This window comes from Streptomyces inhibens (genome assembly GCF_003389455.1).
GTDB classification, from domain to species: Bacteria; Actinomycetota; Actinomycetes; order Streptomycetales; family Streptomycetaceae; genus Streptomyces; species Streptomyces inhibens.
This window is the reverse complement of the sequence record NZ_QUAC01000019.1, coordinates 1-16,573: the sequence shown is the minus strand read 5'-3', so window position 1 is coordinate 16,573 and position 16,573 is coordinate 1. Positions and strand designations below refer to the sequence as shown.

Sequence of the window (16,573 nt, the reverse complement as noted above, 5' to 3'; positions counted from 1 at the left end):
CGCTTCAGCGGCCGGCCAGCCGCTCGCGCACCTCCTCCGCCCGCGCCAGCAGCCGGGGAAGGCCGGCGTACAGCAGCCGCCCGGCGCGTTTGACGATCCGGCCCGCGACGAGCACGGTGTCGACGTCGGCGCGGTCCATCGCCGACACGACGGCCCCGGTGGCGTCGTGCAGCGGTGCCACGCCGGGGCGGTCGGTCCGCAGCACGATCAGATCGGCCTGCTTGCCCGGGGTGAGGGAGCCGGTGCGGTCCGCCATCCCGAGGGCCTCGGCGCCGCCGATGGTCGCGAACTCCAGCACCTCCCGTGCCGTGAGCAGGGGCGCGCCGGGGCCCGCATGGCCTTGCAGCGCGGCGAAGCGCCCGACCTGGAAGGCGGCCCGCATCTGCGTGAACATATCGCTCGGCGCGGCGACTTCGACGTCCACGCTGAGGCTGGGCCGCAATCCGGCGGCCGCCGCCGCGGCGAACGGGGGCAGCCCGTGGCCCATGGTCATCTCGATGGCGGGCGCGATGGACAGGGCCCCTCCGCTGTCGCGGACCATCTCCAGCTCGCCGGCTTCCAGCCCGGTGCCGTGGATGAACACCGTGCCGGGGCGCAGTACGCCGAGGCGGCGCAGCCGGGAGACCGGTCTGCCGCCTCTGACGTGCAGGGCGGTCGGCAGCTCCAGTTCGCGGGCCAGGTCCCCGTTGCGCCGGATGGTCTCGTCACCGCCGGCCTCGGCGTTGAGGGCCATGGTCACCAGGGCGTCCTTGGCGTGCAGCCGGCGGGTGCGCACCCGCCGGGCGTCCTGCGCGGTGCCGTGTCCGTAGGCGAAGACGCTGCGCAGTCCCGAGTCGGTGAGCGCGTCGAGCAGGGCGTCGGTGTGCTCCTCGGTCGGCTTGGCGATGTTGGAGATGTCCTGGACGGTGGTCACCCCCGCGTCCAGGGCGCCCAATGCGCTCAGCAGATTTCCCAGGTGCAGATCGTCGGCGGTGAGCCGGGGTGCCAGGGAGTGCAGCACGGTCGCGAAGTACTGGTCGAGGGTCTGGTCGGCGCCGCTGCCGCGCAGTGCGGCCTGCCACATGTGCCGGTGGGTGTCGATGAAGCCGGGGAGGACGAGGCATCCGTGCGCGTCGATCCGCTCGTACACACCGGTGGCGTCGAGGTCCTGCCGTACGTCGGTGATCCGGCCGTCCTCCACCAGGACGTCGGCGACGGGAAGTTCGCCGAGGGCCGGGTCCATGCTGAGGACCCGGCCGCCGGTGACGAGCAGCCGTGCGGTGGTCATGCGGTGCCCCACCCCTGGGGCGGTGCGAGTCGGCCCATCTGCAGATTCCAGTACTCGGTGTTGCGGCGGCAGCGGCCGTCGGGCGCGAAGAGCAGGATGTTGGTCTCCAGGAACGTGACCCAGTGGTCGCCGTCGGGGTTGATGGCGGGGGCCCGCAGGGTGACCCAGAGTTCGACGGCCGCCCGGTTGCCGGTGACGACCGGCGTGCCGTGGCGGCCGGTCATCTCGGTCTGGCCGGCGGTGATGTCGCGCCAGTAGCGTCCGATGGCGTCGCGGCCGCGGAAGGTCTGGGCGGGGACGCCGGGCACCGCCTCGTACACGGCGTCGGGGGTGAACAGCCGGACGGCGGCGGTGTCATTCTTGGTCCGCCATGCCTCCAGATAGGCGTCGGTCCAGCAGGATACGTCGGTGGCGGTGAGCCGGCCGGTGCCGTCGTCGGCGGCGTGTGCGGCCGGTGCCACTGCCGCCAGGGGCAGCGCGGCGACACCGGCGCGGAGCAGGGTACGGCGGTGGGTGCGGGAGTTCACAGGTCTTCGGAGCCCTTTCCCTGGAGGCGGAGGGAGAATTCGATGCCGTCGCCCAGCGGAAGCTGCTGGGAGAGGTAGCCGTTGCCGGGTGCGCGGACGTGGTCGGTGAACTCCGCGGGCAGCATCGGCAGATTGTCGGAGACGATCAGCGAGCCGGCGCGCAGGGACGGTTCGAGGATCTTGAGGACCGGCAGGTAGAGCTCCTTCCAGCCGTCCAGCAGCACCAGGTCGACCGGACCGGGAAGGTCGGCGAGCTGCTCGCGGGCGTCACCCGTCTTGATCTCGGCGTATCCGTCGAGCCCCGCGCGCGACAGATGCCCGCGTGCGCGGTCGGCCTTGCCCGGATGCAGCTCCGAGCCGATAATGCGGCCGGCGCCGTTGTCGCGCAGCGCCGCCGCGGCGTAGATCGTCGAGGCGCCGAAGGAGGTGCCGAATTCGACGACGAGGGCCGGGCGCAGGCTCCGTACGAGCTGATACAGGAAGGTACCGACCTGTGGGTGCACGGGCAGCGCGGCCTGGGCGCACAGCTCGGCGGCCTGCTGGGCGGTGGGCGGCTGCGGCCAGTCCGCCGCCGTGGCGTAGGCGCGCTTCATGATGTCCGGGTCGTTGTCCTCGGCGGTCCGGGCGATCTCGGCCAGGACGGCGCCGACCCGCTCGTCGTCGAGTCCGGTGGTCGCGGTGGTCATCCCTGGGTCCTCCCGTCCCTCGCGGCGGACAGCAGCGCGGGGTCGAGGTAGCTCAGCGCGTTGTAGATGGTGCGGTCGGTGTCCAGGATCTCGCGTCGGCCGTGCATCACCCGGGTGTTGTCTATCAGCGCCACATCACCGTCCTGCCAGTCCAGTTCCTCGGTCAGTTCGGCGGTGATGCGGCGGAATTCGGTGAGCAGTTCCTCGGGGATGTCGGTGCCGTCGGCGAAGGTGATGCGCGGGGCCTCGTAGTTGTACGAGGGGCCGAAGACGCTGTTCGCCCAGGAGAGACGGCTGCCGAAGAGCGTCGGACGGACGGCGCCGGTGCGGTACGCGTAGTGGAGGGAGCCGTCGTCGTTGAGCTGGAGGGTGGTGGAGACATTGCCGCCCACCAGTTCCTTCATGTCGGCGAAGGTGATGTCGTCGGGGTCCTTGCGGCCTTCCGTCTGGTGGCAGACGAACGCCTTCCACTTGGCCTCCTCCACCCGGCGGCTGTACATGATGTCCTTGACGCCGAAGACCGCGCGGGCGGTGTCGCTCGCCGCGTCCCAGACGCGATAGCCGTCGCAGACGGTGGTCCGGGAGCCGCTGGCGGCGGCCTTCTCGCACAGGAACCAGGTGAGGTCGGGGCCGAAGGGGCTGTTGCCGTTCTCCAGGTGGAGGCCGACGGCGCCGGTGCCCGCGTCCACCTTCTGGGCGACCGCACCCCCGTGGAAGGAGCGCGCCGGGTCAAGGGTGATCCGGCTGGAGTGCGCCTTGACGAAGGAGGTGAACTCCTCCAGGCCGGTGCGGAAACCTCGGAAGAGCAGAAAGCCGGCGTCGGCGAGCAGCCCGGTGACCCATGCGGGGTCCAGCGCACCGAGCGACCTGTCCTCGGCGGGCAGGACGAGCCGGCCGGTGGCGGCTCCGTAGGGCCGCACGTCAGCGATCGTGGTCATGCGTCTGCTCCTTGGTGGTCGTACAGCGTTCCGTTGGTCAAGGCGGTGCGGACAGCTGCCCGCATGGGCCTGCCGGTGACGGTGAAGAACCTGCGGTAGAGGCGTCCGTCGGCGACGAGGTGCGGCACGGCGACCCGCTCCACCTCGGAGAGGTGTGCTGCGCCGAACTCCCGGACGGCCACCGCGGCCGCCGCGAGATCGGTGGACTCATCGACGAGGAAGAGTCCGTGCAGGGCGTCGAGACCGTCACCGACCACGGCGACCGCGCGGACGAAGGGGAGCTGGGCGTACTGTGCCTCGACCCACTCGGGGGCCACATTGCGGCCGGCCGCGGTGATGATGACGTTCTTCTTGCGTCCGGTGATGCTGATGAATCCGTCCGCGTCGATCTGGGCCAGGTCGCCGGTGCGGAGCCAGCCGCCGGCGTCGAGGATCAGGCTGGAGGGGTCGTCGCGGGTGTAGCCGGCGAACAACGAGGTGCTGTTGACCAGGAGTTCGCCGTCGTCGGCGAGCCGGACCCGGACGTGCGGCAGCGGCCGGCCGACGGTGCCGGGGCGGCGTGCGGCCGGGGTGTTCCAGCTGACCACGGAGCTGTTCTCGGACAGCCCGTACCCCTCGTGCACAGGCAGGCCGTGGTCCTCCAGGCGGCGCAGCAGCTCGGGGTGTACGGGCGCCCCGCCGCAGCAGATGAGCGGTGCGTCGGGCGTGCCGAACAGGGCCGGGGCCACCGCTCGTCCGCCGGCCGCGGCCCGGTCCGCGGCGGTTGCGAAGGCATCGACGAGCGCGGGCGTGGCGACCATCGCGGTCGGCCGGGACGCCGCCACATACGGCAGCGAGTCGCCGGCGGCCGCCGCCGCGGTGCCGACCAGTGCCTTGCCGGGCGGCATCAGGACCAGCGTCCCGCCGTCGAGCAGCACCATGTAGAGACCGGTGACCTGCTCGATGAGCAGGCTGAACGGCACGACGGAGAGATAGCGGGCGAAGGCCCCGCGGGGCATCACCGAACGCAGTGAGCGCAGCAGTGCGTCGAGCGCCGCGGCCCGGATCCGTACGCCTTTGGGGCGCGAGGTCGTCCCGGAGGTGTGGATGACCTTGCACTCCCATTCCGCGTGGCTGATGCCGGTCGGCGACAGCACCAGCGGCGCGGACGGAACGGGCTCGTCCGTGGACAGCGGCAGCACCGCGCAGTCCGGGCGCAGCACCCGGTCCCGCCCCCACTGTGTCAGCCGCTCCCGTCCGGCCGCGTCCACCACACACAGGTCGGTCTCCTCCAGCAGGCCGGCGGCCTGCTCGGCGGAGAAGGCGAGCGGGACGGGCACCTCGATGGCGCGCGCGGCGATCAGCGCGAGGTCGGCGACCACGAATTCGGGGGTGTTGCCACAGATCACGCCGATGCGCAGCGGCCGGCCGTCCCCTGGGCCGATCCGTTCGGCGAGGTCCGCGGCCCGGCGCGTCACCTCCTGGTAGCTGAAGGTCCGCGCCGGGGCACCGTCCTCCCCCAGCACCTCGATCAGCGGGCGCTCCGACTCACCGAACCTGATCAGGCTCTCCTCAATTCCCCGCATGGCCGGCCACCTCCATTGCGCTGATGCTCAGTTGGAGATCGGTGACGGAGTAGCGTCCGGTGGCGTCCGAGAAGAGGCGGTCCAGCGCGTTCAGGGCGATGACGCCGACCTGTGGCTCATGGTCGTAGTACGTGCCCCAGCGCGCCGCCTCGGCGGGGGTCAGCCGCCGAGGATCGGCCGGACCGAACGGGACGAAGCAGATGCCGGCGCGGCCCAGCATGGAGATCAGGCTGCTGGTGACGGTGCACAGGATGTACTCCATGCCCAGGCACCAGGCGATGATCGGGGTGGCGCGGATCAGTTCGCGGCCGACCGAGGCGCGACGGGTGGCCAGCGCCCCCACCTCCACCACCCGCCTGCGGTCCACCGTGACTCCGAGGTGGGCCAGGACGGCTGCCTCGATGCCGGTGTCGAGGTACCGCTCGGAGAACAGCGCCCGGTCCCGGCCGTAGGTGAGCCCCGCGCAGGCCAGTGGCGGGCCGGGCTCTTCGGCCCCGTGGCGGGCCGGGCGGGCGACGATGAACGAGTCGGGCCGGGGCGCGACATCGGCGCCGTATGCCTGGGCGTACACGTCATGTGCGAGGTCCGCGGCCAGCAGCCATGAGCTGGTCGACCGGTGTGCCAGATCGATCTGCACGGTGCTCCCCCCTTCCACGGCCGTCGGCTCTACTTGGTGCCGACGACCAGAGAAACGGATGAGGGCAGCGCGATCCGCTCGACGGACTTCAGGCCCGCGCCGGTGAGCCAGCCGGAGATCTCCGGCAGGCTGTAGGTGCGGTCGCCGGAGCAGGCGAACATGGCGAGGGAGAACGCCGCGTTGTGCTCGTCGAGCTGCTCGCCGCGTACGTCCTCCAGCACCACGATCCGGCCGCCGGGCCGCAGCGCCTCGGCGGCCCGCGCGACCAGGTCCCGGTTCTCCTCGTCGGTGTGGTTGTGCACGATCTCGAAGAGGAAGACCACGTCGTATCCGGTGCCGAGGTCGCCACTGAGGAAGCTGCCGCGCTGCAGGGTGATCCGGTCGGCGAGGCCCGCCTTCTCGATCGCGGCGCCGGTGTCGGCGAGCGCCTCGGGCAGATCGAGGATGGTCGCGGAGAGGTCGGGGTGCCGCTCGCACATGGCCATGGAGTGCAGTCCGTGCGAACCACCCAGGTCCAGGAGGCGCCGGGCGCCGTCGGGCAGCGGTACGGCGTCGACGATGGGCTGCACGGTGAGCCGCGACTTGACCTGCATGTACGCGGAGAAGTCACGCCCGGCGTCGGGGTTGTCGGCCCAGCGCTCCCACAGGGACCGGTCGGGCTTGCCGTCCCGTACGGCCTGCGGCAGTTCCCACATGACGTGGGTGAGTTCGTACGCCCACAGCAGCGCCGGGGTGAAGTCGTACGCGGCGTTCTTGCCCAGCCAGCGTTCGGCGAGCGGGCCGTTGCGGTAACGCCCGTCCTCCAGGGTGAGCCAGCCCAGGACGGCGACGACGTCGGCCACCGCACGGGTGCCGTCCGTGCTGGCGCCGATCGCCGTGGCCAGCTCGTCGAGGGTCTTGGGGCCATCCTCCTCCAGGGCCGTGAAGATGCCGAGCTTGGCGGCGGTGGTCAGTGCCGCGTAGCGGATGGTGGAGCCGATCACCTCGTCGATCGGGTTGCCCGCCAGCTCGGCGTCGGTGGTGGTCTTGAACATGGCTGATCTCCTCGGGGTGGCAGATGAAGCCGCGCGGACGGCACACGGCCAGGACTTTCCGGGCGCGCACGGAGCCGCGGGCACGGTGAAAAGTGATGGGACTGCCGAACGGGGACGAGCTTCAGCCGGCCGGGACCGGTGGGAGCGGGGTGCGCGTGGGGGCGAACCCGCGCCGGCTGCGCCGAGGGGGCGAGCGGGCTGGACAAGGTGCTGTGTGCGGTACCGCCCGGCGCGGGCTCCGGCCGGTGGCGGGCGACCGCACCCTGTCCACGGGCCGGGTGGTGCAGGCGCTGCCGGGCCGGGGCGCGGCGGCGACATCACCGCGTCCCGGAACGCGCCGGGCACGGGCGGCGTCGGGAGCGGTCGCCCCGGCCGGTCCCGGGATGTGTCCCAGGACCCGCCGCGCTTTCCGTGTCGAGCAGGTGACGCCCGTATCGGGCGGCTGACGCCGTGTTTGTCGGCGAGGCCGCATGCCGGGCCGTTGGCCAGGCTGCTTGCGGCCGTTCGCCAGGCCGTGTGCGGGCCGTTCGCCGGCTCGCCGATACGGAGGGAGCCGCCCGCGTCGTGGACGTGGGCGACCGGAACAAGCCGAGCCTCGGTGCGGGCTGCCGAAGGTCAGCCGGATACCTCGGGGAACTCGACCGCCGCGCGGCCGGCCCGGTGGATGTGGGCGGTCTCGGCGATCCGTCGGCCGAGCGCCTCGGCGGTACGCAGATCGCTGGCGCAGGGCGTGACGTCGGGCCCCTCGTCGTTGTTCGACTGGGACATGGCGCCCAGCCAGCTGCCGAGCCGGTTGATGTCCTCCGGGCTGCCGGAGGAGGTGTTCCAGCCGCCGTACTCGGCGAGACCGACCCAGATCATGCCGTGCTGGGCGGCGAACAGCGCGAGGTCGATGAGCACATTGAGCTTGTCGCCCGCCATGTTGCCGCTGTTGGTGAAGCCACCCGCGATCTTGTTCTTCCAGCGCATGTTGTCGCCCCAGACCTTGCTGGTGGCTTCGACGAACGTGCGAAAGACGGCGCTGCTGCCGCCCATGTAGGTCGGCGTGCCGAAGATGAGGGCGTCGGACTCCTGCAGCACCTCCCACAGTTCGTCGTTCAGCTCGGCGAGGGAGACCAGGCGTACCTGGGTGTCGGGCACTTTCTCCGCGCCGGCCGCCACGGCCGCCGCCTGCTTCGCGGTGTGGCCGTATCCACTGTGATACGCCACCGCAACCTTGATCTGCATGCTTCTCCCCCACCCCGGGACCGAATCAATATTTTAGCTTTCACTAAAGCTGTCCAGAAAGCTTTAGGTGCTGAGTACGCTATCCATCCCCGCGCCACCAAGGCAAGCGCCTCCGGCCAACACCCCGAAAAGAACAGGTAAATCCGCAGATCGGAACAGCTCGCGGCGCTACCTCGCCACCCTCCCGACCCGGCGTGTCGCATCGGACGCCCCGTCACCATGACTGCGGCGACCAGGACTTCGGCGCAGCCGGGCGAAATCGGGCGCCGCGGCACACTTCACAATCAGACGCACACATGCGAGTCCAGATGACTGACGCTTCGTCAAATACCTTTTCAGTCAGGACTCGACCACCCTCAGCGCACTGTGACCCAGGTCACACACGGCGGTGTCATACGCCGAGGTCCCGCATCCGTGTGCACGGTGACGGGGCTCGCAAGGGGCCCTGACGCTACGGGGAAAGGAAATCACGTGCGTAACAGGCGAATTCTCACCACCGCTCTCGCTGCGGCCGCGCTCACGGTCGTCAGCCTGGGGGCCGCCGCTCACGCCACCGCCTCCACCGGAGCCAAGGCCGCCGCACCGGCCACCTCCTCCGCACAGCACCAGGCCAAGCCGATGGACGGTCCTCCCGGAACCGTGTGGACCGGCAAGAAGTTCTGGACCCTCAGCGGATGCCAGGCCGCCGGTACCGACCTGGTGAGCAGCGGCAAGTGGGCCGACCCGTTCTGCGACGGCTCGGGTCTCCAGTGGGACCTGTGGGCCCGGCCCCTGTAAACCCCTCGCGACGCACAGAGCATCATCCGTAGTCGCAGACAACCATCCTGAGTAGGGCGGTCCGTCCCCGCGTGAGTCCGCGGCCACGCGGGGGCGGCCGATCCGCCTGAGAGCCATCCCGCAGAGGGTTGCACCCCCGGGCCCACGGACGACTGCCGGGCGCAGCCGCACGGAATTCCCTTGGCCCTGGTTGCACGGGCAGTCACAATGGGCGCGTGCCGATCATGACGTTTCCGGAAGCCGGGATCCCGCCCGCTCTGCAGACGCAGGTAGCGGAGCTACGGGACGAGGCATGGCCCCCCGATTCCGCTGCGGCGCCCGATACCTTCGCCCACGACCCGGCGTTGCGGCCGGTGTCGATGCTGCTCGTCGACGGCGCCACGGTGCTCGCTGCCCTGGACATCCTCACCAAGCCGATCGTGCACGCCGGACGGCAGTATCAGGCCGCCGGGCTGAGCACGGTGGTGACCCGGGCCGCCGCTCGCGGCCAGGGGCACGGCCACCGTCTGGTGACGGCTGCCCACGAGGCGATGGCAGCCATGGACCTGGATATCGGCCTGTTCACCTGCGACCGTCCGCTCCAGCCGTTCTACGAAGGCGCGGGCTGGCACCATCTGCCCGGCACGGTGCTCATCGGCGGGACGCCGACGGCCCCGTTCCCCAGTGATCGGCCCGGTTTCGACAAGGTCACCATGGCGGACTTCTTCTCGCCCTCGGCCCGGCTCCATCACTCGTCCTTCTCCCACAGCCGCATCGAGCTCTACCCGGGCGAGATCGACAAGCTCTGGTGATGACGGCCCGCTCGGGGTCGTCATCCAGCGTGCAATTGGCCGGAAATGCAGATGAGTTACTCATACCTGGATCCAATGGTTGATTATGGAATCCAGCAGATGCGCCGGCCGGTGACACCAGTGCGACCAGTCCGAGGCGGAGGATTCATGGTCAGTTCCGGGGAGTTCCTCGAAGTGACCGGCGACGCGCCGGGCGCCTGCCCGCGGAGTCCGCGGCCGCCCCGTCACACGCGCCGTCGCGGCTGCCCCTTCTGCCGCATCGTGCATGGCCAGGCGCCGGCAACGGTCCTGCGCGAGTGGCCCGAAACCATCGCCATCCGGCCTCGTCACGGGGGTGTCACCGCCGGACACGTGCTGGTCATCCCGAGGGTCCATGTCGCCGATGTCGCCGAGGACCCGGTGGTGTCGGCGACCACCATGCTGCGCGCCGCCGAACTCGCGGCGGAGGTCGGGGACTGCAACGTGATCACCTCACGGGGTCCCTCGGCCACCCAGACGATCCGCCATCTGCATATCCATCTCGTCCCGCGCGCCGACGGCGACGGCCTGCTCCTGCCGTGGACCGCTGCCGGGTCCACTCAAGGATGAGCGCCGGGCCGTAGGGGAACGGCCCGGGGCAGGAACCGCTGACGGCCGTCAGGCGAGGAAGAGGACCGTCATGGTGTCGATGGCGACCAGGACTCCGTAGGAGAGCACCATCGTCCTGGACAGCGCGACGCCACGCCAGGACACATGGTCGCCGTGCTGCTCGGCATCCATGGTGAACGGCGGGACCTGCGGGGTGCGGCGGTCGGCGACCTTCTCGTAGAGGGTGCGGAACCTCCGTTCCTGGCGCAGGTAATAGCTGTCGAGCAGCCAGAATCCTGCGGCCAGGCCCAGGGCGACGGCGGCCGTCTTCCAGCTCGGCCCCCGGGTGGCGACCGCGATGAAGGCGCCGCTGACGGTCATGGCCCAACTCTTGACGAGGAAAGAGGTGTTGGCGTGGCGGGCGATCACGGCCTGGAGGAATTCCAGGTGTTTCACCTCCTCCGCACGAAAGCGCGGGTGCGTGGTCATGATGCCGTCCCGCCGTCTTCGGGCCGGCCGTCCGCGTCGGCGCTGCCGGGCTCCTGCGCCGGGGGCGCGTCGGGCGCCGGGGGCTCTTCGGACGTCTCGGGCTCGTCGGACGCCTGGGGCTCGCCCGGTGCCTCGGTCTCGTCGGGAGCCCGCGGCTCGTCGGCCGGCACAGCCCCGGATTCCGGCCGGTCGGGCTGCCGGTGCGGGGCCCGGAACTGGGCGTTCAGCGCTTCCGCGATGCCGTTGAGGCGGTCTTCGAGCTTCTCGGGGGCGTAGCGTTCGAGCACCGTGTAGGCCTGGTCGAGGAGTTCGAGACGGGCCCGGGGCGGTGTGGGGCGGGCGGGTGGCCGGTCCCCGGTGGCCGGGGTGGCGGCGGCGCCGTTGCGCACGGCCTTGGGGTAGGGCCAGGCGGGCGTGGTCAGCGGGAATTCGTAGCTGCCGGCCACGCCGGTGCGGGCGCGGTCCTCGATGATGCGGATGCAGGCGTCGTCGAGCGTACGGTGCGCGTCGGTAGCGGCCTCCTCGACGGTGGACCGCAGCCGCCACCAGCTCTTGGTGTGCTCGACCAGGCTGCGCCGTGCCTTGCCCAGCAGCTCCCTGCCGCGCTTCTCCTCGGCGACGACGGATTGCTCGGTCTCCTTGGCGCTGTCGGCGCAGGGGTTGTGGGCGAGCACCTTGACGACGATGGCGGCGGTGCTGAGCACCAGGGTGAGGATGACGACGGCGTTCTGGTCCGGGGCCAGTTCCACATGCTCGCGTACCGCGTCGGCCGCGCGCATGCGGGCCCAGATGCACACCGCCGTGAGGATGGCCAGCGCGAAGAGCACCGGCCCGGCCGCGTTCGGCCAGGGCAGTTCGCCGGCCGTCCGCCGCTCCGTACGCGGGCTCTTGGGCCATATCGCCTCACGCAGCGCCACGCTCGCCCTGCGGCGTGTCCGCTCCAGTGTGCGGGCGGTCCTGGTGCGTCGCCGGAAGACGGATTCGGCCAGCAGGCTGCCCGCGGCGAGCAGACAGACGGCGATCCCGAATCCGGGCAAGTAGGCCAGGTAGTAGGCGACTTCTCCCTCCGCCAGTCCGAAGAACCGCTGCATGAGGGTGCCGATGAACATCGTGTCGAAGGCCACGCCGGCGATCATGGTGGGCCACAGCAGCCACTGCCAGAGCCTCGGAGGTCGCCGGAGGCTCTCCGGTCCGTCGTCGGCATGGCGGGTGCGCAGTTCGTCGTTGCGCTCCCTCGCCCACTGGGACGAGCCGGCGATGGTGAACCGCTCGGCCGCTTCGATGGATGTCTGCGCCTCCTGGAAGGTGTCGGCGACCTCGGTAGCGGCGGTGCCGAGCCCCGCCTGGGCGGCGGTCAGCGCGGTGTTGGCGTCGGTGAAGGCACGCATGAGGGCGGCCTGTTCCCGGTTGTCGGTCTGATCCGCCGGCCGGGAGGGCAGTCGTTGCTTGAGGCCCAGTTCGACGACGGAGGGGTCGCTACCGGGACAGTCGACCGCCGACTGATAGCGGGCGGCAGGCCCGGCCCGGTTCGTTCCGTTGGTGGTGTTCATCGCTGCCCGCGGCCCTCACTTTCTGACGATTTCGATGTCGACGCGCCGGTCGCACTGGAGCCTGTCCTCGGCGCTCATCCGGCCTTTCGCGGTGTGGCTCGGCTTCGTCGAGCACCCCTCCGGCAGGCCTCTGCCGTATGCGTTCACCCGGGTCACCCCGAGTCCGATCAGGACCTTCTTCACCGCGTCCGCCCGGGCCTGCGACAGCTGCTGGTTGTTGTCCGACCGGCCGCGCGGGTCGACGTAGCCGAAGACGCTGACCCTGCTGCCGGGGGTGGTGCGGGCGTTGACCGCCACGTCGTTGAGCAGCGGGAGTGCCGTTGCGCGGACGGTGGACGAATTGGTGTCGAAGAGCGCCGCGCCGGGGAGTTCGTACGTCTCGGGGCGGTCGTTCGCATAGTGGACCACCGGGTCCTGGGGCGGCTTGTGCCGCGGCGCCCCATGCCGCGTCGTGCCGATGGCGGTCGGTGCGATGCTGCAGGAGGTATCGGAAGCAGCCGCTTTTCCGGCGTCGCACAGCTTGCGCCACAGTCTGCTCAGCCAGGTCCGCTGGGACGGTGTGGGAGCGGGCTGGTCGGCGGCGGGCTGGCCCAGACCGGCGAGGGTGAGGTGCACGCCGCTCAGGGCGGGCCGCTCGTCGCGGGCCGCGCAGACCCGGGCGATGGCGTTGATCTCGCTCTTGTCCCTGAAGGCGGCCGAGCGCAGATCGGCGCAACCTGTCGTGGAGAGTCCGTCGGTCAGTACGACGAGGCTGCGACGGCCGGAGGCGCCGTCCAGCGAGGAGACACCTGCCGTGAGAGCCGCAAGGACATTGCTGCCGCTGCTCTTGGGCACCGCGCTTTCGGCCTTGCCGACAAATCCGGTGAGGCAGCCGATCGCTTGTTGCTTTCGTTTCTTTTGATTGATCGAGTTCTTGTTGTCCTTGATCCAGTCGGCCGAACGGTCCTTGGCTGCCCAGGTGATCTGCGCCGAGTCGCCGCTGAAGCTGCCCACCGAGACGGTGTCCTTGCGCTCGACCGCCGCCTCCAGCAGACGGCCCACGCCGTGGGCGTAGTCGCGGCCGGCGGCAGTGCCCCGTACCGAGGCGGACACATCGACCAGGACCACCGTACGTCCGGGGGTATCCGCTGTTTGCTTCATCCAGGCGCAGGCGTCCAGACGTGGCGGGTCGCCGCATGCGGTGGTGAGGCCGGCGGTGAGCACCGCCGCCAGGGCACCGGCGAGCGTGGGCGCTCCCCTGCGGCGTCCACGTCCACCGGCGGTTCCGGTCGCTGCGAGGGTCACGGGGCCGGCTCCTCGACGTCGGCCACGGTGTCCACCCAGGAGAAGGGGCTGAGTCCCATCTGGCGGCAGAATTCGCTCAGGGCCTTGTCGTAGGCGTTGGCGTACTCGAAGAGGCCCACCTGCTCGTGGTTCCTGGTGGCGTCGGTCAGGACCTGGGCGAGCGCCTCGGCCCCGTTGCGGCGGGTGTTCTTCAGCGCCTGCATGACCTTGAAGAAGTCCTCGTCGGCGAGTGCCGCGGCGAACGGCACCAACAGCCGCCGTTCGGCCGGCCCCAGGGTGCCGAGGAGTTCGAGTTCGCTCATCACCCGCAGCCAGCGCTCGGTGCGCGCCTGCACCTGGCCGGCCTTGAGCTCACCGAGCCGGTGCTCCTCCGTCAGCCGCAGTTCGGCGAGGTGGAAGGGCAGTACGTGTTCGCGCAGGGCCGGGTCGATGCGCAGGCGTACCGACGGGCGGCAGCGGATCAGGCCCTTCTCGTCGTTGTAGCACCAGCCGCCGCGCAGTTCCTTGTTGATGGCCTTCTCCGCGGCCACCGGATCGGCGGGATCGCAGGTCCGGGCGATGGGCCAGGCGCGGCGCAGCAGCTTGCCGCGGGCCGCCTCCTCGTGCAGCGCCGCGCGCTCGCGCAGGCTGTCCAGCGTCATCTCCTGGCTGCTCCAGCGGAAGTGCGGGAGGAGTTCGAACGTGAAGACATCGCCGCGGGCGGCCACTGTCAGCACGTCCTCGCCGGGCGGCAGCTCCACCCCTACCTCGGCCTGCGCCGCTTGGCCGGCCGGCGGGGTGTCGGTGCCGGCCGTGTCGTCCTCGGGCTCCGGATCGGTGGTGGTCTCCGCGCCACTCTTTCCCGTCACCCTGCGCCACCAGTTGCGCAGCCTGGTGCGCAGTCCCTTGCGCTCTGTCATCGTCGTCTTCCCTTTCGTACAGCCGTGGTGTGTAAGGCGTCGTGTGTAAGGCGTCGGGTGCACGCGGTCGTGTGTCGGGCGCCGTGGGTGGGACGCCGTGTGCGAGGCGTCGTCAGGTCGCGGCGTCGGGGGCGGGGCCGCCGTTGGCGAGTTGCTGCCGCAGCTGGCGGACGGTCCCCGAGTCCGGGTGGCGGCCGGCCCACATACCGAGGTAGAAGCCGGTACGAAGGGTCAGCGGCCGGGCGCAGATCCGCGGTGCGAGCGTCTCCAGGAAGGCGGCCAGTTCCTTGTCGGCGTCCGCGGCGAGCAGCCAGCGCCGCAGCTGGTCCCAGGCGCGCGTCGAGCTGTCCTGGCCCATCAGCGCCCGGCGCCACAGGCGGACCAGGGCGTCCGCACGGTCCGGGTCGGCCATGGCGGCGTCGGCAAGTACGGGCCGGTCGCGGCGGTCCGGGCCGGCGCCGTAGCGGCTGAGGATCAGCAGGGTGCGGATGGCGTGTTTGGCCAGATGGTCGTTCTCGGAGGTGATCCAGCGGTCCAGCGCGTCGGCCGTCGGGCCCGGCGAGCCGGCCAGATAGAGCCAGGACATCGAGAAGGCCACCGAGCTGCTGAACGCCAGTTCCTGCCGCGTGCCCAGCTCGCGCAGCGCCCAGAGCGTGTCCGGTACGTCCTGGGCGCCGACCAGGGTTCCGTACGCCCGGGCCGCGCTGTCCTGGAACTGCCACCGGGGGCTGCCCAGCCAGCTTCTGATCTGGCCCCGTACCCGCTGCACCAGCCGCGGGTCGTGGGCCGCCATCTCCAGCGCCAGGGCGGCGGACTGCCGATAAGCCGCGGAATCTCCGGCCCAGTTGCGGATCAGGTCCCGGTAGACGCTGTCGAAGTCATGGCTGAGCAGGATCCCGGCGATCTGTGCGGCCCGTACCCGGATCCGCTCCAGCGGCCTGGCGACCAGCGCCGTCAGCCACTCCCGCAACGGATCGCGCAGGCTGTCGTAGTCGTGCCAGACGACCTCGATGACGGCGTGCATCAGCTCCTCGTCCACCAGCCTGGCCCGCCGCGGGTTGTCGTCAACGCCGCCAACAGACGTGGTGTCCACGGAGGCGCGCATCTCCTGCGGTATCAGCTGGTCCAGTTCCCGTTCGAAGACGTGGTTGGTGGGCGCCGGTTCACGGGTTTCGTAACGCGGCAGCACGGTCGCGCTGAGCACGTCCCCCGCTTCGAAGACATCGGACAGCGGATGGCCGTGGAAGAACGCATAGGCGATACGGAACGCCTGGCGGTGCGGGTCCAGAACCGGGCCGTGCGAGGTCTGGGTGGACACCTGCAACAGCTGTTTCGCCAGGCGGCGGAGCCGGTCGCGCCACTGCCCGATGACGTCGCTGAGGCTGGTGTCCTCGGAGTGGATGCTCTGCGCGAGGACCTCGGCGAACTCCACGACACTGCGTACGGACGGGGCCCCGTCGAGGGTGCGCTGCACCTGCTGGGACTCCAGCATCCGGGCGGTGAACGCCGCGGTGTGCTCGGCGCTGCAGTCCTGGTGCGCACATGCGCCGGGGTGCCCGGCGAGCAGTCTGCTCAGGTGTACGGCCAGGACGTCGCCGAGGGGCGGACGCCGGTGTTCGACGGCGTGCGGCCGGAGCCGGTCGGGGTCCACCGGGCCCAGTTCGCCGATGACGACGAGGAAGGCGCGCTGTTTCCGGGCGAGATGGCCGAGCGTCTCGACCGTCGACAGCTTCAGCGGCTGATCACCCAGGTCCACCATGAAGCCGCCCGGGGTGAGCAGTTCGTCGGCGCGTTGGCACAGCGCCTGCAGGATGCCCTGGGCCTCGCTGTGCAGGATCTTGATGCTGTCGTCGGAACAGCAGCCGGCGAGCAGCGTCAGGGCCGTGGACTGGCGGCCGCTGCCCGGCTGCCCGGCGAGCACCAGGACGTGCTGCGCCGCGAGCCGTGCGGCCATCTGCGGCTGCTGGTCGACGTCCTGGTGGGAGTCCAGCTGCTGGGCGACGGTCAGCGAGGAGACGCTCAGCACCTGGATCTCGATGCCGTTGTCGCCGCCGATGGACAGCTGCTCGGCGTAGAAGGCCGAGCCGCTGCCGGTGGCGACCGCGCTGCGCAGGATCTTGTTCAGACCGTTCTGCTGGCGGGCCTGCTGGTAGCGGGTGAAGTCGCCGCCGTCGCCGGTTTCCCGGCGGGGAGCCGCCCGGCCGGAATCCTGGGCCGCCCGCGGGCCGTCACCGTCCTTCGCCGCCGCGTTCTTCGCCGCTGCCCGGTCGCCCGGGGCGCCGGCAGCGCCCGCTTCGGCGCCGGCGGACGGCGGGGCCGGGCCGGGATCGGCCTG

16 protein-coding genes are annotated in these 16,573 nt (G+C 71.0%); 3 read left to right on the top strand and 13 right to left on the bottom strand.

Features of this window, described 5'->3' with window-relative positions; translation table 11 throughout:
* Nucleotides 1-4: 4 nt before the first annotated feature.
* From DY245_RS03215 to DY245_RS03180, 8 genes are all read right to left on the bottom strand, one after another.
* Entirely contained in the window at nucleotides 5-1,267 is a 1,263-nt protein-coding gene (locus tag DY245_RS03215) for an amidohydrolase family protein (protein WP_128503244.1), read from the bottom strand.
* Nucleotides 1,264-1,794 carry a nuclear transport factor 2 family protein gene (locus tag DY245_RS03210; protein ID WP_128503242.1) on the bottom strand — a complete coding sequence of 177 codons (531 nt, stop codon included), beginning with the start codon at nucleotides 1,792-1,794 and terminating at the stop codon, nucleotides 1,264-1,266. The genes DY245_RS03215 and DY245_RS03210 overlap by 4 nt, the downstream gene beginning before the upstream one ends.
* A complete protein-coding gene (locus DY245_RS03205) occupies nucleotides 1,791-2,480 on the bottom strand; it encodes an O-methyltransferase (RefSeq protein WP_128503240.1) in 690 nt (229 codons plus the stop codon). The genes DY245_RS03210 and DY245_RS03205 overlap by 4 nt, the downstream gene beginning before the upstream one ends.
* Nucleotides 2,477-3,418 carry a TauD/TfdA family dioxygenase gene (locus DY245_RS03200; protein WP_128503238.1) on the bottom strand — a complete coding sequence of 314 codons (942 nt, stop codon included), beginning with the start codon at nucleotides 3,416-3,418 and terminating at the stop codon, nucleotides 2,477-2,479. The genes DY245_RS03205 and DY245_RS03200 overlap by 4 nt, the downstream gene beginning before the upstream one ends.
* Nucleotides 3,415-4,983 (bottom strand): AMP-binding protein, encoded by a 1,569-nt coding sequence (locus DY245_RS03195; protein ID WP_128503236.1) that lies wholly within the window; start codon nucleotides 4,981-4,983, stop codon nucleotides 3,415-3,417. Before DY245_RS03195 ends, DY245_RS03200 begins: the two co-directional genes overlap by 4 nt.
* Nucleotides 4,970-5,620: a thermostable hemolysin gene (locus tag DY245_RS03190; RefSeq protein ID WP_128503234.1), complete on the bottom strand. Its 651-nt coding sequence runs from the start codon at nucleotides 5,618-5,620 to the stop codon at nucleotides 4,970-4,972. Before DY245_RS03190 ends, DY245_RS03195 begins: the two co-directional genes overlap by 14 nt.
* A 29-nt stretch (nucleotides 5,621-5,649) precedes the next feature.
* Complete coding sequence (locus tag DY245_RS03185; protein WP_181923499.1) at nucleotides 5,650-6,654, bottom strand: methyltransferase; 1,005 nt, start codon at nucleotides 6,652-6,654, stop codon at nucleotides 5,650-5,652.
* Nucleotides 6,655-7,269: 615 nt separating this feature from the next.
* Complete coding sequence (locus DY245_RS03180) at nucleotides 7,270-7,881, bottom strand: flavodoxin family protein (protein ID WP_128503230.1); 612 nt, start codon at nucleotides 7,879-7,881, stop codon at nucleotides 7,270-7,272.
* 471 nt (nucleotides 7,882-8,352) lie between these two features.
* Between DY245_RS03180 and DY245_RS03175 the strand changes: the two genes are divergently transcribed.
* The 3 genes from DY245_RS03175 (at nucleotide 8,353) to DY245_RS03165 (ending at nucleotide 10,037) form a co-directional block, all read left to right on the top strand.
* Entirely contained in the window at nucleotides 8,353-8,658 is a 306-nt protein-coding gene (locus tag DY245_RS03175) for a hypothetical protein (protein WP_128503228.1), read from the top strand.
* A gap of 224 nt (nucleotides 8,659-8,882) precedes the next feature.
* Nucleotides 8,883-9,449, top strand: a complete 567-nt coding sequence (locus tag DY245_RS03170; protein WP_244942805.1) for a GNAT family N-acetyltransferase — start codon at nucleotides 8,883-8,885, stop codon at nucleotides 9,447-9,449.
* A 147-nt stretch (nucleotides 9,450-9,596) separates the two neighbouring features.
* The gene (locus DY245_RS03165; protein WP_181923498.1) at nucleotides 9,597-10,037 is read left to right on the top strand and encodes an HIT family protein; all 441 of its coding nucleotides are present in this window, start codon (nucleotides 9,597-9,599) and stop codon (nucleotides 10,035-10,037) included.
* A 48-nt stretch (nucleotides 10,038-10,085) separates the two neighbouring features.
* Here DY245_RS03165 and DY245_RS03160 read toward each other — a convergent pair whose 3' ends face one another.
* From DY245_RS03160 to DY245_RS44095, 5 genes are all read right to left on the bottom strand, one after another.
* Entirely contained in the window at nucleotides 10,086-10,505 is a 420-nt protein-coding gene (locus DY245_RS03160; protein WP_128503224.1) for a hypothetical protein, read from the bottom strand.
* Nucleotides 10,502-12,055, bottom strand: coding sequence for a hypothetical protein (locus DY245_RS03155; RefSeq protein ID WP_128503222.1), 1,554 nt, complete (start codon nucleotides 12,053-12,055; stop codon nucleotides 10,502-10,504). The genes DY245_RS03160 and DY245_RS03155 overlap by 4 nt, the downstream gene beginning before the upstream one ends.
* A gap of 15 nt (nucleotides 12,056-12,070) precedes the next feature.
* Nucleotides 12,071-13,339: an OmpA family protein gene (locus tag DY245_RS03150; RefSeq protein WP_128503220.1), complete on the bottom strand. Its 1,269-nt coding sequence runs from the start codon at nucleotides 13,337-13,339 to the stop codon at nucleotides 12,071-12,073.
* On the bottom strand, nucleotides 13,336-14,238 hold the full coding sequence (locus tag DY245_RS03145; protein WP_128503218.1) for a hypothetical protein: 903 nt from the start codon (nucleotides 14,236-14,238) through the stop codon (nucleotides 13,336-13,338). The genes DY245_RS03150 and DY245_RS03145 overlap by 4 nt, the downstream gene beginning before the upstream one ends.
* 112 nt (nucleotides 14,239-14,350) lie before the next feature.
* Nucleotides 14,351-16,573: hypothetical protein (locus DY245_RS44095; protein ID WP_181923497.1), on the bottom strand; the 2,223-nt coding region annotated here is incomplete at its 5' end.

Bases quoted from the DNA above. Each gene is read 5' to 3' on its own strand.
- DY245_RS03215 (WP_128503244.1), bottom strand. From the start codon at position 1,267: ATGACCACCGCACGGCTGCTCGTCACCGGCGGCCGGGTCCTCAGCATG.
- DY245_RS03205 (WP_128503240.1), bottom strand. From the start codon at position 2,480: ATGACCACCGCGACCACCGGACTCGACGACGAGCGGGTCGGCGCCGTC.
- DY245_RS03200 (WP_128503238.1), bottom strand. From the start codon at position 3,418: ATGACCACGATCGCTGACGTGCGGCCCTACGGAGCCGCCACCGGCCGG.
- DY245_RS03195 (WP_128503236.1), bottom strand. From the start codon at position 4,983: ATGCGGGGAATTGAGGAGAGCCTGATCAGGTTCGGTGAGTCGGAGCGC.
- DY245_RS03185 (WP_181923499.1), bottom strand. From the start codon at position 6,654: ATGTTCAAGACCACCACCGACGCCGAGCTGGCGGGCAACCCGATCGAC.
- DY245_RS03180 (WP_128503230.1), bottom strand. From the start codon at position 7,881: ATGCAGATCAAGGTTGCGGTGGCGTATCACAGTGGATACGGCCACACC.
- DY245_RS03170 (WP_244942805.1), top strand. From the start codon at position 8,883: ATGACGTTTCCGGAAGCCGGGATCCCGCCCGCTCTGCAGACGCAGGTA.
- DY245_RS03165 (WP_181923498.1), top strand. From the start codon at position 9,597: ATGGTCAGTTCCGGGGAGTTCCTCGAAGTGACCGGCGACGCGCCGGGC.
- DY245_RS03160 (WP_128503224.1), bottom strand. From the start codon at position 10,505: ATGACCACGCACCCGCGCTTTCGTGCGGAGGAGGTGAAACACCTGGAA.
- DY245_RS03155 (WP_128503222.1), bottom strand. From the start codon at position 12,055: ATGAACACCACCAACGGAACGAACCGGGCCGGGCCTGCCGCCCGCTAT.
- DY245_RS03145 (WP_128503218.1), bottom strand. From the start codon at position 14,238: ATGACAGAGCGCAAGGGACTGCGCACCAGGCTGCGCAACTGGTGGCGC.